The sequence below is a fragment of the Paenibacillus anseongensis genome (assembly GCF_009757995.1).
Lineage (GTDB): Bacteria > Bacillota > Bacilli > Paenibacillales > NBRC-103111 > Paenibacillus_E > Paenibacillus_E chondroitinus.
This window is the reverse complement of sequence record NZ_WSEM01000015.1, coordinates 78,028-103,157: the sequence shown is the minus strand read 5'-3', so window position 1 is coordinate 103,157 and position 25,130 is coordinate 78,028. Positions and strand designations below refer to the sequence as shown.

Here is a 25,130-nt window from a genome sequence, read left to right as displayed (position 1 = left end):
CTGATTTTCACTTGGATGGAATGCGAAGTACGTATTTCTCATAATTCTCTTCGTAGGTTTTGGCGGTCCATTTAGTAAAGTAGTCATTGGTCGCTTGGTATCCGGAATCGTACAGGGACAAACTCAATTCTTTAGACAAATTGAATTGTGTATTTCCCACACCGAGCGTTGGAATTTTGACTGTACGGAACCGGTTTTTCATCTCAATGTATCGCTCATCATGTGCACTCAGCATCGTCCCGAACAATGCTTCAAGCATCGTAATCGGTCCTCTAATGGTGTGCGTGGGCGTCTCACTTTTACCGACCAATTGAAACCCGATGACGGGAATGATTTCTTCCCGATCGGTGTCCCGGTCGAACACCCACAAGGGATAATTGCTTAGCAACCCACCATCAACGATATAATAAAACTGCTCTGCGAATGGCGCTGCCTTTGCAGAGCTTTTTATTTGCCGGCGAATCATAACCGGATCAAAAAAATAGGGGATGCTCGTGCTCATCCGCACTGCTTTGGCGATTGAAAACTTCCGCGGATCAATCCCATACTGCGCAATATCCGCAGGCAAAATAAGCAGCTTGCCTTGCGTAATATCAGATGCGATAATACGCAGCTGATTGGGCTTGAGATCTCCGAAATTGCGGATGCCCTTGGCAGCAAGCAGCCCCGACACCCACTGCTCCAGCGCTTCACCGGAGTAGAGGCCTTTCTTGATCAGCAGCCGCGCCGCCGGCCCAATGATCTTGGTATTAAAAATCGGCGATCGCTGCATAAACGATTTAAAAGGAGTCCTGAGGATGATTTCTCTCATCTCTTCTCCGGTATAGCCAGCTGACAATAAAGCCGCTACAATCGATCCAGAGCTTGTACCTGCGACTTGATGGAACACATGCCCCTGCTCCATTGCTGCAGTGACGCCGCCGGCAAGCGCTATCCCCTTAACGCCGCCGCCTTCGAACACGCCATTGATTAACATTCGACACCCCTCCCCGAAATCAAACAAAAGGGCTTACTTTGTTATGTATGCGGGGGCAGTTTGTTTCTATGCAGAATAAAAAGACAGAGCGCCGCTCGTTGCGGCCTCTGTCTAGTTATCAGCTTCTAATTCTTTACGAACATTCAGGAGTTCATCTGTCCGACCTGGATCTCTGCGGAAATATTCGACCAAAGTCTCGATACATGTAATGGAATCCCAGCTTAGATGATGCTCGATTCCCTCAACATCCTTATATATATTGTCCTCTTGGACGCCAATGATTGTTAAGAAATTTTCGAGCAGTTGATGACGTTCAACTAGTCGTTTGCCCATTTTCTTACCTTTTGGAGTTAACATAAGTCCGCGGTACTTCTCATAGATCAGATAATTGTCTTTGTCCAGCTTTTGAATCATTTTCGTCACGGAGGAGGGATGCACTTCAAGCCCTTCAGCAATGTCGGAGACACGAGCGTAACCTTTCTCGTCTATGAGTTTATATATTCTCTCCAGATAGTCTTCCATGCTAGGCGTAGCCATTGCTTTATTTCCCCCTGCTTTCCTTTATTTCCTGCCACTTGCTTACCTATCATAATCCATCAACCTCGATGCGGTCAAATATCCCATGGTTCATCCACTCTGTTCTCTGGCAAACTAAATGTCAGGAACGAACTTCATCCCGGCTTATTGAGAGGAGAATCGCATGTCAACAGAATTACTCAGTAGACCCGTACCTAACACAGCCGTCTTCGTACCAGAGCTTGTTTATTTTGAACCTGATGCGATGAATTATACCAAGGGCAAGATGATCTATGAGTGGGCCAAGCAGCAAGGGTTAGAGATTCATATGACAACCTCGCATAATCAAATACGCGATCTTCCGGGTGATACCGAGCTTGAAAAATATCGTATAGCCAAACGAACTTTGGTTGTCGGCATACGCAAAACGCTTAAATTCGACACTTCAAAGCCTTCTGCCGAATATGCGATTCCAATCGCCACTGGCTGTATGGGGCACTGCCACTACTGCTATCTCCAAACTACTTTAGGGGCGAAGCCTTACATTCGTGTTTACGTCAATATCGACGATATTTTAGGCGCTGCTCAAAAATATATCGATGAACGGGTACCGGAAATCACCCGTTTTGAAGCTGCCTGTACCTCGGACCCTGTAGGTTTGGAACATATTTCGGGCTCCTTGAAGCAGCTTATCGAATTCATGGGACAGCAGGAGCACGGTCGATTACGGTTTGTCACCAAATACCACCATGTAGAGCCGCTATTAGATGCCAAACATAATAAGCATACCCGTTTTCGCTTTAGTGTGAATGCCGATTATGTGATTAAAAATTTTGAACCGGGAACTTCCAAATTTCACGAAAGAATCGAAGCTGCCGGAAAAGTGGCTAAAGCCGGGTATCCCCTTGGCTTCATTATTGCCCCCATCATTTGGCACGAAGGTTGGGAAGAAGGTTATGCTACCCTTTTGGAACGGCTTCACCAAGAACTCCCAACCGAAGCTACGATCGATTTAACCTTTGAAATGATTCAACATCGCTTTACCAGAACGGCCAAAAACGTCATTGAAAAACGATATCCCAAAACAAAGCTTGAGATGGATGAAGAAAAACGTAAATACAAATGGGGCCGCTGGGGGCAAGGTAAATATGTGTATCCAGATGAACAAGCGAACGCACTAAGGGAATTTATCACAGAACAAATTTTTGATAAATTCCCTCAAGCCAAAATTGAGTATTTTACTTAAAACTTCAACCAATCCGGGGTTATGGTGTTTAACCAAAGTGTGATCTGCGTCATTTTACCTGTATAAAGTAAAACCGCAATCACCACCATTAAACCCCCTCCAATTTTCATAATGAGGTTGGAATAACGCAAAATCCATTTGGTTGAACCGATAAAAAAGGAGAGGATAAAAAACGGAATCGCGAATCCTAACGAGTAGGCGGTTGTTAGCTGAAACCACGTTCCAGGCTCTGTAGTTGCCAAAGCGAGAATCGCCGACAAGATGGGTCCTACACAAGGAGACCATCCTGCAGCAAACCCCATTCCTACCAGCACTGAACCGAGATATCCCGCGGGACGGAACTTGATTTGCAGCTTGCGTTCTTTCATTAACCATTGTGGTTGGAAAACGCCAAGTAAAAACAATCCCATGATAAAAATCAATAACGCTGCAATTTGCCGAAGCAAATCTCGATAATCAATAAAAAAATTACCTAAAAATCCTGCCGTTAAGCCGAGCGCATAAAAAATGATAGAAAACCCGACGATAAAACTTAACGTATGCAGCATAGTTTGCCTGCGAACCTGGGATGATGTCTCACCCGATTTCAATTCACTTACCGAAATTCCTGTTATGTAGGAAAGATAAGAAGGATATAATGGCAAACAGCATGGCGAAATGAAGGATGCGATCCCCGCCCATAAAGCAATCCATAAATTCACAGAGTCCATGTTAAATCCTCAATCCTCTTTTTAAAATGATCCCGATCAACATTGCAATGAGTGTAAGCACAACCGTTCCACCCGGAGCGAGATCCCAAACGCCAGCAACAACCAAGCCAATGACAACCGCAATTTCTGAAAAAATAACAGCCAAAATAACGGAGTGTTTAAAGCTTCTTGCGATTAGCAAACTACATGCGACTGGAATCGTAAGCAAGGACGAAACAAGCAGTGCGCCTACAATCTTGATGGCAACCGAAATAACGAGTGCAGTAAGCATTGTAATCATCATATTATAATATTTAAGCGGAAGTCCACTTACGCTAGCGGCATCCTCATCAAAAAACATGAGAAAGAACTCTTTAAAGTGAACAGCAATGACCCCGACCACAAGCACTGATACCCCGAGAACAACCCATAGATCTTGCCGATCCAGCGTATAAATGCTTCCGAACAAATAGCTCATGACATTCATATTAAAGCCTTTGCCCAACGTAAAAAGAATCGTAGCCAGCGCGACGCCACCTGACATGATGATGGCGATGGAGAGCTCTGCATAGGTTTTATAAGCTTTGCGCAGACGTTCAATCGCGAACGAAGCTAACAAGGCGAAAATAAGCCCAACGCCCAAAGGGTACACGTTAATAAGAAATCCCAGGGCGACCCCCGCAATAGAAACGTGAGCGAGTGTATCTCCGATCATCGACAATCGCCGAAGGACAAGAAAAACGCCCATTAATGGCGCTGTCAGCCCGATCAATATACCGCCAATTAAAGCGCGTTGAAAAAAATACTCCGTGAATATGTCCAAAATGCCCGCTCCTTACTGAACTCCGATCATCTCGCGAATCTGGCCGATCGAATGTGTCAAATTCGTTTCCCGGCAATCCTCGGGATCATGGGTATGCTTCACATGAAACTTGATACCGCCGCTTACTTGCTGCGGCTCCGAACCTAAATATGACTGCATCATGTCCATATCATGCGACACCATGATGAACGTCATATGATGATGCTGATGCATGTGGCGGATCATCCGGAAAAATCCGAGCTGCGATTCCGCATCAATCCCCACGGTCGGCTCATCCAATATGAGCAGCTCCGGATTGTTCACAATCGCGCGCGCGAGGAAAGCGCGTTGCTGTTGTCCGCCCGACAGCTGGCCGATTTTACGGTCAGCTAAGTCCTCGATGCGCATGGCCAGCATCGCGTCTTCCGCTTTTTGCAGGTCAGCTTTGGACAACCTGCGGTAGATCCGCTTCTTCGAATACATCCCGGATAAAACAATTTCCCGCACAGTAGCCGGGAATAAGGGATTGAAGGCATTTTTTTGCGGAACATAGCCAATGCGTTCCCAATCTTTGAATTGGCTTAGTGGACTGTCAAACAACCTGATCTCCCCGCTCGTAGGCTTAAGAAGACCTACGAGCATTTTGAGCAGCGTTGTTTTACCTGCACCATTGGAGCCAATGACACCAACAAAATCTCGTTCAAGCACATTAAAACGAAGCTTATCAATGACCTTCTTATTTTCGTATGAGAAGGAAACATCATCAATAGACACGATACTCTGGTGGCAGAAATCTTTATGGCTTATCTCCATGTTCATAACCCCTGACTCATAATGAACTACCTTTCTATTGTAAGGCAGTCACTAAATTTTTCAAATTTTTGTCCATGATCGAGATATAATCCTCGCCAGCGTCAGCTTGCTCCTTCGTTAATCCTTCAAGAGGATTCAATACCATCGTTTCTACCTTGGCATCTTTGGCTAACGTCTTCGCCAGCTTATCGGATACAAGCTCTTCAAAGAATATATATTTCAAGTTATGCGCTTTGATGTATTCATTCATATTCTTTAGATCCTGAGCGGTTGGCTCGGCATCAGGCGATAGACCCATAATGGATAATTGCGTTAAACCATAATCTCTGCATAAATAAGCAAACGCCTGATGAGAAACAGCAATTTCCTTTTTGGAAGTTTGCCCCAGCTCTTTTTTATAACGAGCATCAAGATCTGTTAACTTGGCAGCATAGCTCGCATAATTTTGCTCGAATGCATCCTTATGAGCCGGATCTGCACTAATCAGTGCCGTTTTAATATTATTAGCCATTTTCACAGCATTTAACGGGCTAAGCCACGCATGTGGGTCAAATTCCTCTTTATTTTCAGAGGTTCTTATCAAATTTGCCCCATTACTCGCTTCTACTACTTTTAAAGTAGAGTCTGGTGATAGACTTCCCAGAAAATCTTTCACCCAACCTTCAAATCCAGCACCTTGATAGACGAAAACCTGTGCTTGCGTCATATTTTTGATGTCCCTGCTCTTCGGAGACCAATCGTGAGGCTCAACTCCAGCCGGAACCAGGTTAATGGCATTTACATATTCGCCGCCAATTGCCTTAGTAAACTCATATAAAGGATAAAAACTTGTTACAACATTAACCTTTCCTTCAACAAGTTTAGCTTTTGAACTTGCAGCAGTACCGCATCCAGCCAATATAACAGATAAAATAACCATGACGGTTATGGACATAATCCATTTCGAACGTATCATAATCTTCACTCCACTCGCGTTCTAAATCGTAATATTTTTTATTAACGAATTGATTATACGAGTCCCCCTACTTGAAGTCAATACATCTTGGAGGCAAAATAAAAAGCCCTGCCGTGAAATGTCACAGCATGGACTTAATTCAATTACTGCTTCCCTTGGTCATCCTTTTGCTTTGAACTGTCAGAATCTTCTTTAGATGAGCTCTTATCTTCCTTATCGGCTCCGTCTTCAGACTTGGATTCCGTTTTTTTGTTGCTTTCCTCTTTCAATTTCTTATATCGCTCTTCCGACTGCTTAATTAGCTTATTCTCTTGCTTTACCTTATATTGAATAATCTCATTGTACATCTCATATTGTTTTTTTAACTCTTGATTAATGACACTATCATCCTCTTTTTTTGTGCTCGACGCCTTGGACTTAGATTCATTTTTTGCTTTCTCTTCTTCTTTCTTTTTATCCGAACCTCCGCCAAAAATAGAACAAGACGTTAAAACAAGAACCATCACCGAAATACAGATCAACTTAAAGAAATTTCTCGCTCTCATCTATATCACTCCGCCGTGGTTAGTTTCCCTTAGAGTACCCCACTTATATGAACCCCCATACGACAAAAAAGCACCCTCGACCTATGAAAAAATAGGGAAAGGATGCTGACTTGATTATTTTACAATCGCGCCGTTAGGCATAGAATCCGGAACTGTGGCCAGTGTTAGCTGGTCCCCGTGCGAAGCAGCGAGAATCATACCTTGCGACAGCTCGCCGCGCAGCTTGGCCTGCTTGAGATTGGTGACGCAAATAACTTTGCGTCCAGCCAGTTCCTCGGGCGTGTAAAACTTCGCAATGCCCGAAACAACCTGACGCTGCTCGTATCCAAGATCGAGCTGCAGTTTTAGAAGCTTATCGGCGCCTTTCACAGGCTCCGCCGATATTACCTGAGCTACGCGCAGCTCCACCTTGGCGAAATCGTCAATTCCGATTTCCTCCTTAGGCTCTGGCGCGGGTACTGCTGAAGCAGCAGCCGCAGGTGCTGTTTCTTTCACTTCATCGGCGGAGTTTGCCGCTCCTCCGCCCATAGCTTCAACGATGTACGCGACCTCAGCCGGAGCGTCCAATCTTGGGAACATTGGATCTCCCTTTTGAACGGTTGTACCCGTTGGGAGATGCCCGAATGATTGCACGCTTTCCCAGGCGGTTAAGCGCGGCAGATCCTCGGCAGCTAAGCCAAGCTGCTGCCAAATTAGTTGCGGCGTCTTCGTCATAAACGGACGCAGCAGTACAGACGAAATGCGCTGGGATTCAGCCAGCACGTACATGACGGAGCCAAGTGTTTCGCGCTTGGCTTCATCCTTGACCATCGACCACGGCTGAGTCTCGTCGATGTATTTGTTCGTGCGGCTAATCAGCTGCCACACCGCGGAAAGCGCAATGGAAAACTCCATCTTTTCCATTGCTTCTTCATACTTCGCTACCGTCGTTTGAACAGTCTCCAAGAGGTTGTCGTCGAATTCGGTAGCCCCTGGCACATACGCGGGAATCGTGCCCGCAAAATACTTATCGATCATGACGATCGTACGGTTAAGCAGATTCCCCAAATCATTGGCAAGGTCATGATTGACCCGCTCTACAAAGCTTTCCGGCGTGAACGTTCCGTCAGCCCCGAAAGGCACTTCGCGCATCAAGTAATAACGAAGCGCGTCCAACCCATAACGATCAATCAATGTCACAGGATCAACAACATTCCCTTTTGACTTTGACATTTTGCCATCTTTCATTAACAGCCAGCCATGAGCAAATACTTTTTTCGGCAGCGGCAAGTCTAGCGCCATCAACATAATCGGCCAATAGATCGTATGGAAACGAACAATCTCTTTACTCATTAAGTGAACATCGGCAGGCCAATACTTATCAAAAATACTCGTATCATCCGAACCATATCCAAGTGCAGTAATATAGTTCGAAAGAGCATCAATCCACACGTAAATCACATGTTTAGGATCACCAGGGACTTTGATCCCCCAATCAAACGTCGTTCGAGAAACAGCTAAATCCTCAAGTCCTGGCTTAATGAAATTATTAAGCATCTCATTTTTGCGAGACTCTGGCTGAATAAACTCCGGATTTTCTTCATAATACTGCACCAAACGGTCAGCATATTTGCTCATCCGGAAGAAATAAGTTTGCTCCTTCATTTTCTCAACAGGACGTCCACAATCAGGACATTTTCCATCCACGAGCTTGCTCTGCGGGAAAAATGACTCATCCGGAATACAGTACCAACCTTCATATTCCCCTAAGTAAATATCCCCTTGATCAAGCAATCTTTGAAAAATCTTGCCAACCGCATCCTTATGACGAGTTTCTGTTGTACGGATGAAATCGTCATAAGAAATGTCGAGCTTGCTCCACAAGTCCTTAATTCCAGCAACAATACCATCTACAAACTCCTGTGGCGTCGTTCCTTTTTCTTGTGCTTTACGTTCAATTTTTTGTCCATGTTCGTCTGTCCCCGTTAGGTACCTTACATCAAAGCCGCGAAGCCTTTTGTAGCGTGCCATAGCGTCGCCTGCCACCGTTGAGTAGGCATGACCGATGTGCAGCTTATCACTTGGATAGTAGATGGGCGTCGTGATGTAAAACGTTTTTGATTTTGTTGTCATCCAGAATTCCTCCTAGCTAAATGTAGAAAACACAAAAAACCCTCATCCATCTTGGGACGAGAGCTGAACTCACGCGGTACCACCCAGTTTCCCCCGCCTTTCACAAGCTCGGGGCTCAGTAAGTCTATAACGACTTGCCCATTAACGCTGGGACACGAAGCCAGCTTACTCCCAATCATGCGCATTAATACTTCTCATACGCAGTCTGAGCCGCTCGAAGGCTTATTCTCCAGGACCATCTTCCAAACTTACTCCTATACCGGCTTTCACCTTCCCCGGCTCTCTGTTCATAGGCTTCCGTCTGTACTTATCCGTTCATCGAATCCATATATAACATCTTAAGGCAAATATATCGAAAAAAAGAGCCACCTGTCAAGCCGACTGATCGTTATGAATTAATTTTTCCGCCCGCGGAGGCACATGATCAATCCCACCAGGATGAAATGGATGGCATTTGCAAATCCGCTTCATAGAAAGCCATGAACCTTTTAGAGGACCATGCACTTCAATAGCTTCTAATGCATACTGCGAACATGTGGGATAGAATCGACAGGTCGGCGGCTTTAACGGCGAAATGAACTTCCGGTAGAAATGAATAGGAGCTTGCATCGTCCTTTTCATATGATGTCTCTCTCCCTCACCCAAAGTTAATTGAACATGATACTCTACCATCATGCCTCAAAAACAGTATCGGGTCAAATTGAAGAATTATACTTATTCAGGAATGTGAAAACACTTAAGAAATGTAGGATAAAAATAATTGGATATTGCCATTTTGAACCACTTAATCAAAAAACGTTCACGATCACACTTATCATTAAATTGATCTTTGATATATCTACTTAGTTGTGTATTGCTGTAGTGATTATTATAAATTGTTAATTTCGTGTTTAGTCTATTTAATTTGGATTCAAGATACGCATGCAGATCTCGAGTTGAAGATTTTTTATGAGTCGGTGGAATTGGCTGAGTCGGGGCGCATTGGTTTGGTTCATCCGTGGTTGAAAGATTATTAGATTTTTGTGATTCACTGTTAGTTGATTCAAGTTTATTAAGTAATTTAGTTCTATTCTGAGTGTAATCGAATGCAAACTGAATTTTTTTCAATAATAATTGCGCACTTCTAAAATTAATCTCAAGAACTTGAGATAGAATGCTTGCGGTACACTCTACTCCCTCTTTAAATAAAAATTGAATGGCTTGGAACCATAGAAGTAACGGGTGCTTTGATTTGTGCATGAGTGTTCCTGCAGTTAAAGAAACCTGCATTCTACACTCTTTGCATTCTAGCAATTTACGAGTTCGAATGTTGAAAGCCTCATTATGATCGCAACGCGGACAGCAAAACCCATTTGTCCAACGCATTTTCAATAAAAACTCCTCACATTCTTCTTCCGAACGAAATGTGTATGAGCTCAGATCCATAAATTGCTGTTCCATCTTCTCACCCCGCAAATAGAACTTTTGTTCTTATTCCCATTATACCAAACATATGTTCGAATTGGAAGTTTTTTTTATTTTGGCCCCTTAGTTGGATGAGAATAAGTCGGTGAAATACAATTTCTGTGATATATGCAAAAGTATTAAAAACACTGTTTAGGTGGTGCTGAGATTCATAACTAATAAAAGGCTAATTCAAACCGACAATTCCTTGTTGTAGATACGACAGATTTTGCTAAATCAAGTTATATGGAGTCGTTATCTGAGCTTGCTCAGGTTACAGAAGTAAGTGTGGGTTCAGTGTTAGACAGTAGATTGACGCGGTAGTGTTGTGCTGAAGGTAACTATGAATGTGCTCTGGGGCGAGTGATGTGGTTATTGGTGCTATTAGTAATTGGGTATGCTTGGGGGCTCGGATAAGATGCGGATCGGTATGTTGGGACGGTATGCGCGGGGGGCGCGAGTTGTTGTGGATGTTGGTGCTATCTGTAGGTTGGGTATGCTATGGCGGTTGGCGCTACAGTGCGGATCGTTATGTTAGGGCGATATGCGCGGGGGCGCGAGTTGTTGTGGATGTTGGAGCTTTCTTTAGGTTGGGTATACTAGGACGGTTGGCGGTATAGTGCGGATCGTTATGTTGGGGCGGTATGTGCTGGACGCGGTTTATTTTGGATGTTGATGCAATCTGTAGGTTGGGTATGAGTTGACGGTTGGCGGTACGGTACGGTGCGGATCGGCACGTTGATAGGGTGTGCGCTTAGAGCAAGATTGTTGTGACTGTTGGTGCTTTCAATAGGTCGGGTATTCTTGGGCGTTGGAGATAAGATTTGGATGGGCACGTTGAAGCGGTGCGCTGGAGCGAGTGTTATCGTGTTTGTCGGTGCTTTCTGTAGGTTGGGTATGCTTGGGGGCTTAGAGGTAAGATGCGGATCGATACGTTGGTGCGAAGTGCTGAGGTGCGGGTTGTTGTAGATGTCGATGTTTTCTGTAGGTTGAGTATGCGAGAAAGCCTGGGGGGGGACGGTGCGCATCGGTTCGTTGGGCGGAAAATAAAAAAGATGCCTATGAACCCGGTAGAGTTCATTGGGCATCGTTTATGGAGAAGGATTTCATTTATCTGAATGAAACAAGATCTAGGATAATTCCAGCTGTTTCTTCGATTGCTTTGTTGGTGACGTTGATGATCGGGCAGCCGAGCTGCTTCATAATGGACTCGGCATAGTCGAGTTCTTCTTGGATGCGGCGGAAGGTGGCGTATTGGGAACCATCCGGGAGGCCGACGGCTTTGAGACGTTCGAGACGGATTTGCAGGATTTGGTTGGCGTCCATGGTGAGGCCGATGATGCGTTTGCTTGGGATTTTGAAAAGCTCCGGTGGTAGCTTTATTTCTGGGATAATAGGAAGATTAGCAGATTTAATTCCTTTGTGTGCTAGGTAAATGCTTAGTGGTGTCTTGGAAGTGCGTGAAACTCCGATAAGTACAACTTCGGCTTGAAGCATGCCGCGGTTATCTTTGCCATCGTCGTATTTGACGGCAAATTCGATCGCATCTACTCTGCGGAAGTAATCGGCGTCCATTTCGTGCAGTAAACCCGGTTTACGCTTAGGTAGGTGTCCATACGTTTCTGAAAATGCTTCCAACATCGGTCCCATTATATCAACGGTTCGCACACCGAGGCGTTGCGCTTCATTTTTCATGGTTTCGCGAAGCTCGGGCTGCACAAATGTATAGGCCACGAAGCCCCCGGCTGCAGCTGCTTCCTGCAGCATTTGAACGATTTCACTTTGTTGGCTGATATGACCGTAACGTTTAATTCTCATCTGTTCGGAATTGAATTGACGAACGGTAGCTCTGGCAACGGCATCGGCGGTTTCTCCAATTGAATCTGAGCAAATAAACAGCTGCTGTTGTTCGGTCACTCTGCACCTCCCCTTTGAACCTACTATACGTGAAATTATACCAAAAATGCAAAAAAACCTCTATCCTTTAAAGCGACAGAGGTTTTTCGCTAATGGCTAATGTTTTTTTAGAATGATAACTGCTTTTGCCGGGAGCGCGATGGTGTTTTCTATTTGGTGATTGGATATCATATTTGTTGCTTTGAGATCTCCTAGATCCACTGTTTCCTCATGATCATTATGATTAAGAAGGAACATATAGGTGTCTGTATCTCGAGTTCTTACGGATATCTCCACTCCTGTAACAGGTGCTACAGGCGGAATAATTCCTTTGTTCTGGCACAAATTGCGAATGAGTCCTTGTAAAAATGAAGGTTCCGGGCTAGTTGCTACATACCAGGCTTGGCCAGAACCGTATGTGTTTACGGTCAGGGCAGGCATTCCTGCATAGAAGTCGCTGCCATAAACGGCTTTGATCTCCGCGCCTTCTGAATGGATTAGATCACAAAGTATGCCGCATGGATATTCGCCTTTCAGTTCTCCCCACCGCTCTCTCATGACGATTTGGTTGGACTGGTTGGGGAATAAGGCATCGATTTCTTCAGCCCAAATTCCCAGTACTTTGCGCAACTCACCAGGATAACCGCCTAAGGTGACGATGTCGTTCTCATTGACAATACCGCTGAAGAATGTGGTGAGGAATGTCCCACCTGCATGTACAAATTCTTCGACACGTTTTGCGTAGCCCTTTTTAACCATATAGAGAACTGGTGCAATGACGATGTCATAGCCAGATAGATCGGTTTCAACACCAATCATATCAACTTGGATATTTTGCTGGAAAAGCGCGTCGTAGTACTTATGGACTTCATTCACATACTTCAGCGCGACGGTTGGCCCGCTAGAAAGTTCGACTGCCCAACGGTTTTCCCAATCAAATACGATAGCTACTTTTGCTTCGACTCTGGTATCCAGCAGCTTATCCGAGAGTATTTGCAACTCAGCCCCCAGCTCCGCACATTCGCGAAATACTCGCGTATTCTCATGACCGGCATGCTCGATGACGGCTCCATGGTATTTTTCACATGCTCCGACCGATCTTCGAAGTTGAAAGAACATGACGGTATCCGCACCGCGGGCCACAGCTTGATAGCTCCAAAGTTTCATTACGCCTGGACGTTTGAGTGAGTTGTAGGGCTGCCAATTTTGCTGGCTTGGCGTTTGTTCCATTAGCATGAAGGGTTGTCCTTGTTTTAACCCCCGCATAAGGTCATGCGTCATAGCTGTCAAGCTGATCGGCGTGTCCAGGGATGGATAGTTATCCCAAGAAATCACATCCAAATATTTGGCCCATTTAAAATAATCCAATTCTTTGTATAACCCCATTAAATTTGTGGTGATTGGAAGATCAGGCGTATGTTTTTTGATAGCGTTGTATTCAAGCTTATAACATTCTAGCATGCTATCAGACATGTATCTGCGATAATCCAGTGAAATGCCTTGGAAATTGGTGTTATCCACTCCCCATTCTTCTGACAAAGCATTTGGAGAAACGATTTCTTCCCATTCATAAAAGGTGTGACCCCAAAAGCTTGTATTCCAAACTTTATTTAATGTTTCAATTGTCGTATAGCGTTCTTGAAGCCAACTGCGGAAACCGTCTGCGCATTGCTCACAGTAACAATACCCGCCGTATTCATTTGAAATGTGCCAGATTAAGATGGCAGGGTGATTTTGATAACGTTCTGCCAGCTTCTCAGCGAGGAGCGTAGAGTATTTACGATAAGTAGGGCTGTTTGGGCAAGAGTTGTGTCTCCCGCCAAATTTACGCTTCCTTCCTTCAAAATCAACACGGAGAACGTCCGGATAGTTACGCGCCATCCAAGCAGGATGAGCCCCTGTGCTCGTAGCTAAGCAAACATAAGTCCCGTTCTCATAAAGCTTGTCTATGATTTCATCTAACCATTCAAAATCGTATGTGTCTTCATTTTTTTGCAATCTCGCCCACGAAAAAACATTAACGGTCGCTACATCAATTCCAGCAAGTTTAAACATGCGTAGATCTTCATCCATGACTTCTTTATCCCACTGCTCGGGATTGTAGTCTCCGCCGTACCAAATTTTGGGGAGTTTCTCATTGATCATAACGGCCACCTCATCAAATTGGTTAAATAAATATAAGAATAAATCCATTGTATTGGATTATTTTTCATCTTAAAATATAATATTTTTACATACTCATATAATAAAATGGAACAGGTGGACTCACTCATGCACAAAAGATATGAATTAACGCCTTCAGCTGCGCAACCGTTTCCAATCTTTATTGAAAGTATTGGACATCATGAGGATCAGGAAAAATTGGTTAGACCGGAGGGCTTCCCCAATTATCATTGGCTCCAAACCTATGCCGGTGAAGGAGAGTTCATCCTGGATGGCAAAAAATATTCACTGCCGGAAGGTACGGGTGTTTTCATGTTACCGGGAGTTCCGCATTCTTATTATGCCGTTACAGAATTATGGTGCACGCAGTATGTCACCTTTGGCGGAGCTTGTATTGAAGCCATCCTTGGCACATTAGATCTGTTGGATTCTGCTGTTTACAGGTGGGATTTGGGTGGTCCAATGAATACGGTAATAGGTCAAATAATCAAACATATGGATACAAGCTCCGAGTACTCCGGGTATGACGCCTCAGCCGATTTATATCATTTTTTCATTCAGCTTAAGAAACATGGTCAGGTCAATAACCGCACTTCGATTCGCAATCAAATTGCTCTTTTACAACCTTTACTGATGTGGCTTGAAATTCATTATCATAACCCTGATACAAGTCTTGAAGAAATGGCTGAAGTGTTAGCCATAACACCTCGGCATATGAACACGTTGTTTCAGCACGCTTTCGGGCTCTCTCCTTACTCTTATCTAATTCGGATGAGGCTTCGCAAATCCAAAGAAATCCTCATTCACCAACCTTCAAAAACAGTCAAGGAAGTGGCTAAATACGTTGGGTTCCGTGATACGAGCCACTTTGTAGCCAGCTTTCGCAAGCACGTCGGACTGACACCGGAAAGATTCCGACAGATGAATTAAAGAACCTAATCGTATATAATGAAAATATAGTTACTATTTTTTTATCGAAGGAGTTTGAATTCTTTATGATGATAGAAATTTTTGAAGATATTGTTTGTCCTTGGTGCCGTATCGGGAAAAAGAATATGGAAGATGCTCTAACCAATTTCACAGCGGAGCCGGTTGAAGTTCACTATCGCGCGTTTCAACTAGATCCATATACCCCAACAGAAGGCTCTCCGTTCCGCGAGGTCATGCACAAAAAGATGCAAGCCGACGAGGATCGATTAAACGGTATGCTGCAGCAGGTCACTCAAGCAGGCAAAGCCTCAGGTTTGCATTTTGACTTCTCCAAAGTTGAGAAAATGCCGAATACGCTAAAAGCTCACCAACTGATTGCAATTGCACCTAAAGAGTTAAAAAAACCAGTCGTAGACGCATTATTTAAAGCTTATTTTGAAGATGGCAAAGACATTGGACATTTGGATGAGCTGCTGGCCACAGCAGAACAACTCGGTATGGACCGCGAGAAAACAAAATCGCTTTTGGACGCGAAAGAAGGGCTGGAACAGGTTGAAGATGATTTTGAGTTCGCTAGGCAAGCAGGTGTAACCGGCGTTCCCTTTTTTGTGATAAACCGAAAATATGCGCTTACTGGCGCACAGCCATCCGCGACGCTCCTTCAGGCCCTACAGCAGATTAGCGCTGAGCAACCTGACGAAAACGGTAATGAGAACGAGTAATAAAAACGAATTATAAAAACGAATCATAAAATTGTGCAGCAAAAAAAACCGACTCGCTTTTCTCCAAGAAAAGCTGTCGGTTTTTTTATTTGCAATTTAGGCTGCTGCTTCAGATGATTCTCCTGCTGCTTTTTTAGTGAATATTCGCAAGTAGAACAATCCACTAACGATGATCACTGCCGCAAAAATGATGAGCAGATTACTATAAGGAATTGCTGTTACAGAATTTAGAACAGGATTCTTGTAAAACTCCATCATGCCGCCATCCAACAATTTGGCGACAAGTGCCGTTCCTACAGCCCCTGAAATAAAGCTGATAAGATTGAAAAGTCCCATACCCACTCCGGTTTCACTCACACTCAGCGTCAAAGAGACACGGTTCGCCAGTGCCGTTTGCACGAAGGAGAAGCCGACATAAGTAGGAAGAAGCGCCGCAGAAATGAACCATGGGGAATGGCCAACCAAGAAAGCAATGGCCACAAGGCTGATCACCAAAAGCCCAAGACCAATAAACACGACAAAGTTATTTCCCTTTTTGTCCGCCAAATTTCCGCCAATTGTACCAAAAATAACGGCACACATGGCCCCTGGGAACAAAATAAGCCCAATTGTGCTCGTGCCAAGATCATTCACTTTGGCCAACATGAGCGGAATGACAAACATGATCCCCATGACGGTGCAAAATACGAGGAATCCAACGATTAAACCGCCACGCAGCAGTTTATTTCGGAATAGCGACGGTTCAATAAAAGGATCTTTGGCTTTAAGAATATGAGAAATAAACCAAATGAATAGTGCTAGGCTCGCGGCCAAATAGTACCAATGAGGGAAAGATAAGTAGACGATAATGCCAGCGACTGAAAATGCGACGAGCGCCGCCCCCAGGATGTCGACACTGCCTTCTTTGCGCTTTTCCTCAGGTAAAATCTGATTAAAAAACGGGATTGAAATCAGAGTAAACAAAGGAATAATGAACAAGTACGTCCAGTGGAGTGATGAGGAAACAAAACCGCCCACTACAGGCCCTACGGCGATGGCAAAGGAAACAGTGGAAGTTAAAAGCCCGAAAACTTTTCCTCGATCCGAAGGTGAAAAGTAGCGTGCAACGACGACCATAACGAGCGCTGGAATGGCTGAGGCTCCTGCGCCTTGCACGGCGCGCGCAAATATGACCGCGGGATACCAGGCCTGAAGCACAAAGCCAAGCGCAGATCCAATACTATAGATGAGGATTCCGGCAACAATCAGCTTTTTCAATGAAAAAATATCGGATAACCGTCCATAGATAACGGACCCAATCCCGAAAAAGATGATAAACGTAGTGAGCACCCAGCTAACCCCTGTCGGCGTAATCCCGTACTGCTTAGCGATTTCGGGTGTTGAAACGTTGAAAACTGTTTCGTTTAGTACAGCAAAAAAGATCAGAAAAATAATCCATGGCACAGCCTTTTTGGCATCTATAACCTTCTCTTGTGCCACCTCAGTTGCAGAAGCAACGTGTTGCATGGTTTTCACCTCCACTTTCCTTCAGTTATCTGTAAGTTTTTAGATTACAATTAACTGTAATGTTAATTGTTATAGTTTAATCTGTCAAGGGATATCTTCCCTCTTTGATCAAGATATATGATAATGAACGAATGGACTTGCACTAATCGAACAGGAGTTACTTTAATGACGACTTTACTTCAATGGCTCAAGCAGCTGCCCTCCCGTATTATGATTGTGATTTTGCCTTTTTTCCTGATGATGATGGTCGAATATTTGGATCGCGGCTCGTATGAAGAGCTCCACAAATGGGTGATGAACCACCCTCTCTCCATGGTTCTTGCCTACTTCGTAGTGGGAACTTTGTATCTCTTCCTTATTGCTGTTACCGGCAAAAGTCGTTTATCCTTCTGGCTGCTTTGCGCTGTGCTTTTACCGCTTGGTACTATTAGCGGAAGTAAATTAAAGGCAATAGGAGCCCCTTATTACCCGTGGGATCTTTATTTTAACAATCAAATTGTGGCTTATGTGCCCTTTTTGAAAGGGTATCTCAATCTGAAAATACTCGGAGTTGTCGCGCTCTTTCTCGTAGTGCTCGCTTTGTTATTTCATTTGGTGCTGCGCCGCCAACGTATCCGATTTACCTGGATAGAACGCGGTATTTATGCTGTTGTTGCCATCGTAATGGCGACGAGCCTTTATATGGATAAGCCTATTCCATTCATGAATCTTTACGGGATTTACACGGTCCCCTGGGATCAAACAATAACCTATGATGAGAATGGATACCTTTATTCATCCGTGCAGATGTTAGGCTTTCTGAACGTAGCTAAGCCGGAGGGTTATAGCAAAAAAGCGATAGCGGACATTTTAGCCAAAATTCCAGAGAAACCGGCTGCAGGCGATAAAAAACCAAATATCATCGTCATGCTTGGAGAATCATTCTGGGATCCAACACTGATGAAAAACGTAACATTTAGCCGTGATCCGATCCCTAACCTGCACCAGCTTCAAAAAACGTACACGAGCGGTTGGATGATGTCTCCTCAATTCGGCGGCAGTACGGCAAACGTAGAATTCGAAGTACTATCCGGTAATTCTATGCGGTTTTTCGGCAAATCTCCGGATAAAATACTTCCTTATATCCAATATATGAATCATGGCGTTGATTCTTTGGCCAGTATCATGACTAGACAAGGGTACACCGCTACTTCTATCAACCCTTTCTTCAGCTATTTTTTTGATAGTCGAAAGGTGTATATGGATTTTGGATTTTCGCGATTTATTTCCAGCGAGTATTTCCCAAATGATTTTGAGGGGCCGAACTATGCGGATCGGGCTGTCGTGAAGAAGATTATTGAGGAAACTGAAAAAAGCGCGGGACCTGATTTTATTTTTGCAAACACGATGGAAAATCATCATCCTTACAAGCCAGGGAAGTTCAGCAAAAACACGATTGAAGTGACGGGGGATATTAGTTCGGAATCCAAAGGTATTTTGGAAACGTATGCTCAAGGTATTTCGGGAACTGACAAAGCGCTTCAGTCCTTGGTGGATTATTACTCCAAAAAATCTGAGCCTACGATTCTGCTGTTTTTCGGCGACCACTTTCCTTTTTTTGAAGATGATTACAAAGTGTACCGCGATGCGAAATATGTTCTTCAGGGCGATCCTGATCTATATACAAAAACTCACTATACGCCATTTTTGATATGGAACAATTTCCTTCCTGCAGATCAAGAACAATTGAATCTCAAGATGAGTCCTTCGTTCCTGGGTCCAAAGCTCCTACACATGGCTGGTGTCAAAGGAAGTTACTACACCGATTATTTGTATGACTTATCGCAGAAGATTCCGGTCATACCGCCAAATGACATGTGGGAGAAATATAACATCAAAGCAAGTGATCTTAGTGAGTATATGAAGCTTCAGTATGACAATTTATTTGGCGGACGTTATGGGTATGAGGCCAAAGGATTCAAAGACACAATCGTTCAGCCTGGATATGTGTTAGGGTATGGAGATCCGGTCATTACTAAATTAACTCGCAGCGGTAATAAATTGCAGGTTTTGGGCAAGCCTTTTTATTCTTCCTGCAATGTGTATATTGATGGTATGTTGTTTAAGTCTAACTTTGACGGTGAAGATACCTTGTATGTTGACCTGGCGGATAAAGAGAATCCGATTCTCGATAACGACAAGCCTCATCAGGTCGAAGTGCGGGTTTATGACGATAAAAAGATGAAAATTGGACAGTCACCTTTATACCCGCTTCCGCAGTCATGACGATAGCCCTCTTGGAATAGGATGAACCATATCCTGCGTCCAAGGGGGTTTTACGTTTGTACAGTTATGTTCCGCCTGCTCACGTTCATTTTTTTAAGGCCATGACATCCATGACTCTCGATCATAATCATTTATTACGCCTATATACCTTTAATGTAAATGGCACTGCTTATGATGGCCATGTTCACCAATACCAAGGGATTACCGGCATTCGATATGGGCATTACCATAATTATTTTGGTACGACAGGTCCTGCCATTCCGCTGCAAAACGGCACGCATATCCATTTTTTAGAGGGAATCGTAGAACTTAATGCATATAACACATCTAGAGGGGGTGCACTTGTAAGCTCGGCTAAAAAAACAGGACTGATTTCTGAGTTGCATCAGCATACATACTCCGGGTATTCTACGGCTGGTTTTGGCTATGAACCTTGGTGAAAAAAAAGAGCCAAGTTCAGAAGCCGGACGGCCTCCTCTTGACTCTCGCTGTATTATTGTAATGTTTGGATTTGAATGGACCACTCGAAAGTGAAGTTCTCTCCTGCCGCTAAGCCCAGTGCACCGGAAATTTCGGGTGCATAAGACTCGTTGAATACGTTCATGATGCTCGTGTATGGCTCCAGAGATACGGCATTCGTCCATGGCGCCGTGAACAGAACATGAATGGGAAACTTGTCGCCCATGTTGAACACAAGCTTGGTTCCGCGAGCTTCATACTGAATCTCGCAGGTCTGAGGGCCCGGCTCGATGCTGAGCATCTGCGAGCCGCCTGGATAGCTAGGCAGCGCCGTAACGAGCTCGCCTTGCTGAAGCGCCGCGGTGAGCGGCGATGGCGCAGGCTCGCCTGCGGCGTAGCCATCCTCGCTGAGCGGCCACTCTGCCGCCGCGGGGATCAACACCTTCATGCGGCTGGCTTCGCCGTCCGCGTAAGCGAAATACGGGTGAAAGCCAAGTGACAGCGGCATCTTGCTGCCGCTCTCATTGGCGATTTCACCGCTGAGGGACAGCGTACCGTCCTTCAGCCGGTACGTAAAGCGAAAGCGTGCGGCGTGTGGAAAATACGCCAGCACGTCCGGATGCTCCGCGATATTGAACTCCGCGGAGACATAAGCCCCGCCAGCGGCATCCGCGCCGCTGGCAACGACCTTCCACGGCCGCTCGCGCAGCTCGCCGTGGGAGTGGTCCGGCTCCCGGTTAGCGGGGAGCCGGTATTCGCGGCCTTCGAAGGTGAAGGCCGCTTGCTTGACGCGCCCCGGTGGGAACAGAATGGGCACGCCGTAGCGCGAAGACTTGACGCGAAGCTCAGCGACGCTGGCTGGCTTCGCGATGTAGGCCTGGTTCCGCACATCGAAGCGGAACAGGTGCAGTCCAACGGCCGGAATGATTTCGGCCGTTGCTTGGGCTTCGTGGTCGACGAGGCGAAGCGTCGACTCCCCGTCCCATTCACTGTGGATAAGTTCATAACGTGACATTATTAAATCCTCCTTTGTTTATGGTTAAGATAAGATTTTTTTGTAGGTCTGTCTTCTGGCTAGTTGTCCATAATAGCTCATGACCAACAGTATCCCCACTACGAGTATGATCGTGGTGACCAAGCTGCCCTCCGCCCCAAAGTTGCCTCCAGAAAGAAGCGCGCTGCCTTGATCTTGGACTTTGAAAATTGAAGGCATCGGTGTGCCAGATACCTGAAATCCAAAAATACAGCCTTGAATAAAGTTCCACGACAAGTGCATGCCGATCGGCATCCACAAACCTTTTGAAAGCTCGCGGGACAAACCGAATAACAAGCCCGCCAAAATCAAGTTCAATAGCGGCATAGGCGTGCTCCACATCCCGGGGTTGAAAGAGTGCAGGAATGCGAACACAAGCGTCGATATGGTTATGGCAACAGTCGCACCAAACCTTTCTTTCACTAGCCCCTGCAGATAACCGCGGGCAAATAATTCTTCATTGACAGCGACGCCAATGAACAACAAGAAGCCCCCTACTAATTCGGCCAGCAGCGATTCGGTCCATGAATTGGACTGGACGTTAATGCCGCCGAGCAGCCAGATGCTTAAGCAGGAGACTGTGATAAGGAGCGCCCCCGTAACGAAGCCTTCACCTAATCGTCTCGCAAAATGGCGACTCTGTATGCCTAGTGTCCATCCTTTGCGCCGTTCAAAGATCCCATACGAGAGAAACACGCCGCTTATGAAACCAATAATCTGCGCCCACAAAGCTGCCTTAATAAAAAAGGAATCGCCTGCAACTGCGGCCATGCTCCTCTCCAGCTCCGGCTGCTTCAAAATCGCAATAACCGCTGCCACAATCGATAAGATGACCGTAATGACAACAATGAAAACAAGGGACAAGAGTACTTTGCCCAAAATGGTCAGAATGGATAAGGACATTCGCTTCTTTACATCGATGAGGCTTCACTCCTTTCTCCCACTTATTCGCGAAAAAGGCCCTAAATCCTGCCAGTTCCCCGGTAAAGGAACTCTTGTGCAATTGTTGGCTCCGTGCCACAATAGAGGAAATATTGGATTTGTCTACGGAGGACTCATGCTGTTCGTTCTATTTGCATTATGGATTATCGCGCTTGGCCTTGTGATGATCGATCCCCGGTCGAGCACTATGCGTTGGATGAGCGCCATCGCTTTTACGGGTGGTTTTGGCGCCCTTGCAGCTGTCTTATCGGAAACCTTCATCCCTTACATCCAACAAACCGTGCCTAATCCTTCAATCAGCACCATGCTTTATCACTTCATGGGGATTTGCTCGCTAATTTCTTATTATGGCTTGCCCTATTCGTTCGCTATGCTCTCGCTCAGCTATAATACGACATGGCAGAAACCCGTTTTACGCAAATGGCTGCCAATTGTATTACTGCTGCCTGCGATTGCGTGCATTCTGTTCACACCAGGATACACAGAGGAAATGCCGATTACATTCCCCATCGTCGCGTTATGGGCAGTGCCTTATTTTATCATTGGCTCCGTGCTCATTGTGATGAAAACAGAGCGCCTACCCGCATTAAAGCGAACGCATTTATTTACATGTCTTGCGCTTTTGCCGCCAATCCTCTGTGTTGGTGTGCTGAACTATGTGATGCCAAGTTTCGGTTATTACCGGATGTGGGTGTACCACGTATGGATTCTTGCTTTTGTCGTGCCTTTTTTCGTTTACACATTTTTCAAATACGGCTTCCTCGGGATGAGGCTTTTAATTGAACGTCGTAAGCTGGACTCGACACTTCGTGCTATCACCTCAGGGACCGCTATATTAAATCATGCCATTAAAAATGATGTCGGGAAAATGCGGTTGTTTCTGGAAAAAATGAAGCAGCATGCCGAAGAAACCCAGCAAACGGAGCTTTTGCAGGACATTGAGGTCGTCATGGGAGCTTCCGGGCATATCCGCGATATGATTTCCCGGGTCCACGAACAAACACAGGAGCTCCCCCTGCGGGTCACTTCTGTTTCGATCGGTGAGCTGATCAATGAGGTACTTCTCCCGCTCCAGCCTTTTCTTGCGAACATCGCTGTTCATTTGAACATCGCTGAAAATTTAACGCTTCAAATTGACCGCATTCAAATGGCGGAAACGTTAACGAATGTGTTGATGAATGCAATTGAAGCCATGCCGCATGATGGCGAGCTTATGATTCGCACGTTGCACGTGAAGAAAAATATCGTCCTGGAAATCAAAGATAACGGCATGGGGATGGACAAAGATGTTTTGAAACAAGTCCTGGAACCTTTTTATACGACGAAAAGCGGCAGCCGCAATAACTTCGGCCTTGGGCTCGCCTATTGCTATAGCGTCATGAAAAAGCATGGAGGGTCTTTGGAGCTTAGCAGTTCACCGGGGAAAGGAACGAGTGTGTTTCTTACATTTCCAAGCAGCCGAATACTAACTTAAGGGGGTTCAAGATGGAACCAATTCGTATATTAATCGTTGAGGATGACCTGGATTGGCTGCGCGGCCTCAAAGCGTTTTTAGACCGCCAGCCTGATCTGCAAGTCATTCGCACCCTCTCTACCGCAGAAGAAGCGAGAGAGCTCTTTACGGCGTCTGAATCGGATGCTGACGTTGTACTTATGGACATTATGCTGCAGGATGAACCCGCTGGAATCGGCCTCGCCGAGCAGGCACTTTTGGCATGGGGGGCCAAAGTCATCATGCTAACTTCCATGGAGGAAAAGGACTTCATTTTCCGTTCCTTCCAAGCCGGCGCCATCGATTACCAAATCAAATCCAGATTTGAGGAACTACCGGATATCATCCGCGGTGCGCATGCTCGGAAAGCGTCCATTAACGCCGCTGTAGCCGAGCAAATGCGGGAGGAGTTTCGCCGGCTCAAGCGGCTTGAACATCAATTCAAGGTCAAGGAAGCCCGTGATCTGATTACACCGACAGAACTTCAAGTACTGGAAATGATTGATCAAGGCCATACGCAAACGGAAATTGCGAGCCGTTTTTTCATTTCGCTGCGGACAGTGAAAATTCACGTAGGCCATATATTAAAAAAATTAGGAAGTCCAAGCAGCAAGGATGCCGCTCAGAAAATGAGAGAATTAGGACTGTTCGAGCAGGGAAACTCAACACAGACAGGTGATAGAGAAAAAGACTAGTGGATATCTTTCTTTTTAAATCTTCCGCCTTTGACATCGTGGATATTGCCGACTGCGAGGAATGCCGATGGATCGAGTTCATCAACAATGGATTTCAGCTTCGCCTCCTCCAGTCGCGTGATGACACAGAAGATGACCTTTTTATTGTCTCCGGAGAAACCGCCTTCTCCTTCCAGATACGTAACCCCACGCCCCAGCCGGTCCAAAATAGCTTCTCCGATCTGTCTAAACCGATCACTGATAATCCAAACGGATTTGGATTCATCAAAACCTTCGATCGTCACATCAATCATTTTATAAGCGATAAAATAAGCAATTAATGAGTACATCGCGCGATCCCAGCTGTATACAAAACCTGCACTGCCAAGAATAAATACGTTGAAAAACATCACAACCTCGCCGACGGAAAAAGGAATCTTTTTCGAGATCAGAATCGCAATAATCTCTGTTCCGTCAAGGGATCCCCCGAATCGGATAACCATCCCGACGCCAATCCCAAGGATAATCCCTCCAAATACGGCAGCCAATAAAGGATCATTCGTCAACTCATGAACCGGGTGAAGCAAGGCTGTACCAGCCGACATCACCAAAATAGCGAACAATGTCGATAACGCAAACGTTTTTCCAATCATTTTATAACCGATAAACAGAAATGGAAGATTCAATAAGGTAAGGAAAATCCCTACTTGAATGTGGGTCAAATATGACAAAATGATCGAAATACCGGTAATTCCACCATCAATAATTTTGTTAGGGACCAAAAATATTTCGAGTCCTACAGCCATTAAGGCTGCTCCGATAAATAGAAAGACACCGCGCCGCATTAAGCTGGTCTTGGTCATTCTGCGATGCTGCGCTCTAATTGTTGCCCGCTTCTGCAATTCAAACTGTTCTTTAGCCATCGTTCATCCCCTTTCGTCACTTACATTT

At 45.2% G+C, this 25,130-nt stretch carries 23 protein-coding genes; 7 read left to right on the top strand and 16 right to left on the bottom strand.

What is annotated here, in order from left to right; genetic code table 11:
* Positions 1 to 7: 7 nt before the first annotated feature.
* Together GON05_RS15240 and mntR are read right to left on the bottom strand one after the other, a co-directional pair.
* Positions 8 to 976 carry a patatin-like phospholipase family protein gene (locus tag GON05_RS15240; protein ID WP_157319913.1) on the bottom strand — a complete coding sequence of 323 codons (969 nt, stop codon included), beginning with the start codon at positions 974 to 976 and terminating at the stop codon, positions 8 to 10.
* 111 nt (positions 977 to 1,087) lie between these two features.
* Positions 1,088 to 1,513: a transcriptional regulator MntR gene (mntR, locus tag GON05_RS15235; protein WP_127449606.1), complete on the bottom strand. Its 426-nt coding sequence runs from the start codon at positions 1,511 to 1,513 to the stop codon at positions 1,088 to 1,090.
* Between the two features lie 163 nt (positions 1,514 to 1,676).
* Here mntR and splB point away from each other — a divergent pair, with 163 nt between their 5' ends.
* On the top strand, positions 1,677 to 2,738 hold the full coding sequence (splB, locus tag GON05_RS15230) for a spore photoproduct lyase (protein ID WP_157319911.1): 1,062 nt from the start codon (positions 1,677 to 1,679) through the stop codon (positions 2,736 to 2,738).
* On the opposite strand, the gene GON05_RS15225 is transcribed toward splB, so the two are convergent.
* From GON05_RS15225 to GON05_RS15180, 10 genes are all read right to left on the bottom strand, one after another.
* Positions 2,735 to 3,448: a cytochrome c biogenesis CcdA family protein gene (locus GON05_RS15225; protein WP_157319909.1), complete on the bottom strand. Its 714-nt coding sequence runs from the start codon at positions 3,446 to 3,448 to the stop codon at positions 2,735 to 2,737. The genes splB and GON05_RS15225 overlap by 4 nt on opposite strands.
* Position 3,449: 1 nt before the next feature.
* On the bottom strand, positions 3,450 to 4,250 hold the full coding sequence (locus GON05_RS15220; protein ID WP_127449601.1) for a metal ABC transporter permease: 801 nt from the start codon (positions 4,248 to 4,250) through the stop codon (positions 3,450 to 3,452).
* A gap of 12 nt (positions 4,251 to 4,262) precedes the next feature.
* On the bottom strand, positions 4,263 to 5,042 hold the full coding sequence (locus tag GON05_RS15215; protein ID WP_157319907.1) for a metal ABC transporter ATP-binding protein: 780 nt from the start codon (positions 5,040 to 5,042) through the stop codon (positions 4,263 to 4,265).
* 34 nt (positions 5,043 to 5,076) lie between these two features.
* Positions 5,077 to 5,997 (bottom strand): metal ABC transporter substrate-binding protein, encoded by a 921-nt coding sequence (locus GON05_RS15210; protein ID WP_157319905.1) that lies wholly within the window; start codon positions 5,995 to 5,997, stop codon positions 5,077 to 5,079.
* A 143-nt stretch (positions 5,998 to 6,140) separates the two neighbouring features.
* A complete protein-coding gene (locus GON05_RS15205; protein WP_181646553.1) occupies positions 6,141 to 6,542 on the bottom strand; it encodes a hypothetical protein in 402 nt (133 codons plus the stop codon).
* Positions 6,543 to 6,656: 114 nt separating this feature from the next.
* Complete coding sequence (metG, locus tag GON05_RS15200) at positions 6,657 to 8,654, bottom strand: methionine--tRNA ligase (protein WP_157319901.1); 1,998 nt, start codon at positions 8,652 to 8,654, stop codon at positions 6,657 to 6,659.
* Positions 8,655 to 9,026: 372 nt separating this feature from the next.
* Positions 9,027 to 9,275 (bottom strand): membrane protein insertion efficiency factor YidD, encoded by a 249-nt coding sequence (yidD, locus tag GON05_RS15195; protein WP_220138879.1) that lies wholly within the window; start codon positions 9,273 to 9,275, stop codon positions 9,027 to 9,029.
* Between the two features lie 93 nt (positions 9,276 to 9,368).
* On the bottom strand, positions 9,369 to 10,094 hold the full coding sequence (locus GON05_RS15190; protein WP_157319900.1) for a transposase: 726 nt from the start codon (positions 10,092 to 10,094) through the stop codon (positions 9,369 to 9,371).
* Positions 10,095 to 11,207: 1,113 nt separating this feature from the next.
* Entirely contained in the window at positions 11,208 to 12,014 is an 807-nt protein-coding gene (locus GON05_RS15185) for a pyruvate, water dikinase regulatory protein (protein WP_181646552.1), read from the bottom strand.
* Positions 12,015 to 12,110: 96 nt separating this feature from the next.
* Complete coding sequence (locus tag GON05_RS15180; protein ID WP_157319898.1) at positions 12,111 to 14,138, bottom strand: beta-galactosidase; 2,028 nt, start codon at positions 14,136 to 14,138, stop codon at positions 12,111 to 12,113.
* Positions 14,139 to 14,264: 126 nt separating this feature from the next.
* On the opposite strand from GON05_RS15180, the gene GON05_RS15175 reads away from it, so the two are divergent.
* Positions 14,265 to 15,086: an AraC family transcriptional regulator gene (locus GON05_RS15175; protein ID WP_181646551.1), complete on the top strand. Its 822-nt coding sequence runs from the start codon at positions 14,265 to 14,267 to the stop codon at positions 15,084 to 15,086.
* Between the two features lie 65 nt (positions 15,087 to 15,151).
* The gene (locus tag GON05_RS15170) at positions 15,152 to 15,808 is read left to right on the top strand and encodes a DsbA family oxidoreductase (protein ID WP_157319894.1); all 657 of its coding nucleotides are present in this window, start codon (positions 15,152 to 15,154) and stop codon (positions 15,806 to 15,808) included.
* Between the two features lie 96 nt (positions 15,809 to 15,904).
* Here the strand turns inward: GON05_RS15170 and GON05_RS15165 are convergent, their stop codons facing one another.
* Complete coding sequence (locus GON05_RS15165) at positions 15,905 to 17,314, bottom strand: MFS transporter (RefSeq protein WP_157319892.1); 1,410 nt, start codon at positions 17,312 to 17,314, stop codon at positions 15,905 to 15,907.
* 165 nt (positions 17,315 to 17,479) lie between these two features.
* Between GON05_RS15165 and GON05_RS15160 the strand changes: the two genes are divergently transcribed.
* Entirely contained in the window at positions 17,480 to 19,579 is a 2,100-nt protein-coding gene (locus GON05_RS15160; protein ID WP_157319890.1) for an LTA synthase family protein, read from the top strand.
* 56 nt (positions 19,580 to 19,635) lie between these two features.
* Complete coding sequence (locus GON05_RS15155; RefSeq protein WP_157319889.1) at positions 19,636 to 20,019, top strand: YmaF family protein; 384 nt, start codon at positions 19,636 to 19,638, stop codon at positions 20,017 to 20,019.
* Between the two features lie 53 nt (positions 20,020 to 20,072).
* Here GON05_RS15155 and GON05_RS15150 read toward each other — a convergent pair whose 3' ends face one another.
* Together GON05_RS15150 and GON05_RS15145 are read right to left on the bottom strand one after the other, a co-directional pair.
* Positions 20,073 to 21,053 carry an aldose 1-epimerase gene (locus tag GON05_RS15150; protein WP_157319887.1) on the bottom strand — a complete coding sequence of 327 codons (981 nt, stop codon included), beginning with the start codon at positions 21,051 to 21,053 and terminating at the stop codon, positions 20,073 to 20,075.
* A gap of 24 nt (positions 21,054 to 21,077) precedes the next feature.
* A complete protein-coding gene (locus GON05_RS15145) occupies positions 21,078 to 21,974 on the bottom strand; it encodes a CPBP family intramembrane glutamic endopeptidase (protein ID WP_157319885.1) in 897 nt (298 codons plus the stop codon).
* Between the two features lie 154 nt (positions 21,975 to 22,128).
* Here GON05_RS15145 and GON05_RS15140 point away from each other — a divergent pair, with 154 nt between their 5' ends.
* Entirely contained in the window at positions 22,129 to 23,487 is a 1,359-nt protein-coding gene (locus tag GON05_RS15140; RefSeq protein WP_181646550.1) for a sensor histidine kinase, read from the top strand.
* Between the two features lie 11 nt (positions 23,488 to 23,498).
* Positions 23,499 to 24,200, top strand: a complete 702-nt coding sequence (locus tag GON05_RS15135; RefSeq protein WP_157319881.1) for a response regulator transcription factor — start codon at positions 23,499 to 23,501, stop codon at positions 24,198 to 24,200.
* Here GON05_RS15135 and GON05_RS15130 read toward each other — a convergent pair.
* Entirely contained in the window at positions 24,197 to 25,042 is an 846-nt protein-coding gene (locus tag GON05_RS15130) for a YitT family protein (RefSeq protein ID WP_246239187.1), read from the bottom strand. The two genes, GON05_RS15135 and GON05_RS15130, sit on opposite strands and share 4 nt — an antisense overlap.
* Positions 25,043 to 25,130 lie beyond the last annotated feature (88 nt).

Bases quoted from the DNA above. Each gene is read 5' to 3' on its own strand.
- GON05_RS15240 (WP_157319913.1), bottom strand. From the start codon at position 976: ATGTTAATCAATGGCGTGTTCGAAGGCGGCGGCGTTAAGGGGATAGCG.
- mntR (WP_127449606.1), bottom strand. From the start codon at position 1,513: ATGGCTACGCCTAGCATGGAAGACTATCTGGAGAGAATATATAAACTC.
- splB (WP_157319911.1), top strand. From the start codon at position 1,677: ATGTCAACAGAATTACTCAGTAGACCCGTACCTAACACAGCCGTCTTC.
- GON05_RS15225 (WP_157319909.1), bottom strand. From the start codon at position 3,448: ATGGACTCTGTGAATTTATGGATTGCTTTATGGGCGGGGATCGCATCC.
- GON05_RS15215 (WP_157319907.1), bottom strand. From the start codon at position 5,042: ATGGAGATAAGCCATAAAGATTTCTGCCACCAGAGTATCGTGTCTATT.
- GON05_RS15210 (WP_157319905.1), bottom strand. From the start codon at position 5,997: ATGATACGTTCGAAATGGATTATGTCCATAACCGTCATGGTTATTTTA.
- GON05_RS15205 (WP_181646553.1), bottom strand. From the start codon at position 6,542: ATGAGAGCGAGAAATTTCTTTAAGTTGATCTGTATTTCGGTGATGGTT.
- metG (WP_157319901.1), bottom strand. From the start codon at position 8,654: ATGACAACAAAATCAAAAACGTTTTACATCACGACGCCCATCTACTAT.
- yidD (WP_220138879.1), bottom strand. From the start codon at position 9,275: ATGAAAAGGACGATGCAAGCTCCTATTCATTTCTACCGGAAGTTCATT.
- GON05_RS15190 (WP_157319900.1), bottom strand. From the start codon at position 10,094: ATGGAACAGCAATTTATGGATCTGAGCTCATACACATTTCGTTCGGAA.
- GON05_RS15180 (WP_157319898.1), bottom strand. From the start codon at position 14,138: ATGATCAATGAGAAACTCCCCAAAATTTGGTACGGCGGAGACTACAAT.
- GON05_RS15175 (WP_181646551.1), top strand. From the start codon at position 14,265: ATGCACAAAAGATATGAATTAACGCCTTCAGCTGCGCAACCGTTTCCA.
- GON05_RS15170 (WP_157319894.1), top strand. From the start codon at position 15,152: ATGATGATAGAAATTTTTGAAGATATTGTTTGTCCTTGGTGCCGTATC.
- GON05_RS15165 (WP_157319892.1), bottom strand. From the start codon at position 17,314: ATGCAACACGTTGCTTCTGCAACTGAGGTGGCACAAGAGAAGGTTATA.
- GON05_RS15160 (WP_157319890.1), top strand. From the start codon at position 17,480: ATGACGACTTTACTTCAATGGCTCAAGCAGCTGCCCTCCCGTATTATG.
- GON05_RS15150 (WP_157319887.1), bottom strand. From the start codon at position 21,053: ATGTCACGTTATGAACTTATCCACAGTGAATGGGACGGGGAGTCGACG.
- GON05_RS15145 (WP_157319885.1), bottom strand. From the start codon at position 21,974: ATGTCCTTATCCATTCTGACCATTTTGGGCAAAGTACTCTTGTCCCTT.
- GON05_RS15140 (WP_181646550.1), top strand. From the start codon at position 22,129: ATGCTGTTCGTTCTATTTGCATTATGGATTATCGCGCTTGGCCTTGTG.
- GON05_RS15135 (WP_157319881.1), top strand. From the start codon at position 23,499: ATGGAACCAATTCGTATATTAATCGTTGAGGATGACCTGGATTGGCTG.
- GON05_RS15130 (WP_246239187.1), bottom strand. From the start codon at position 25,042: ATGACCAAGACCAGCTTAATGCGGCGCGGTGTCTTTCTATTTATCGGA.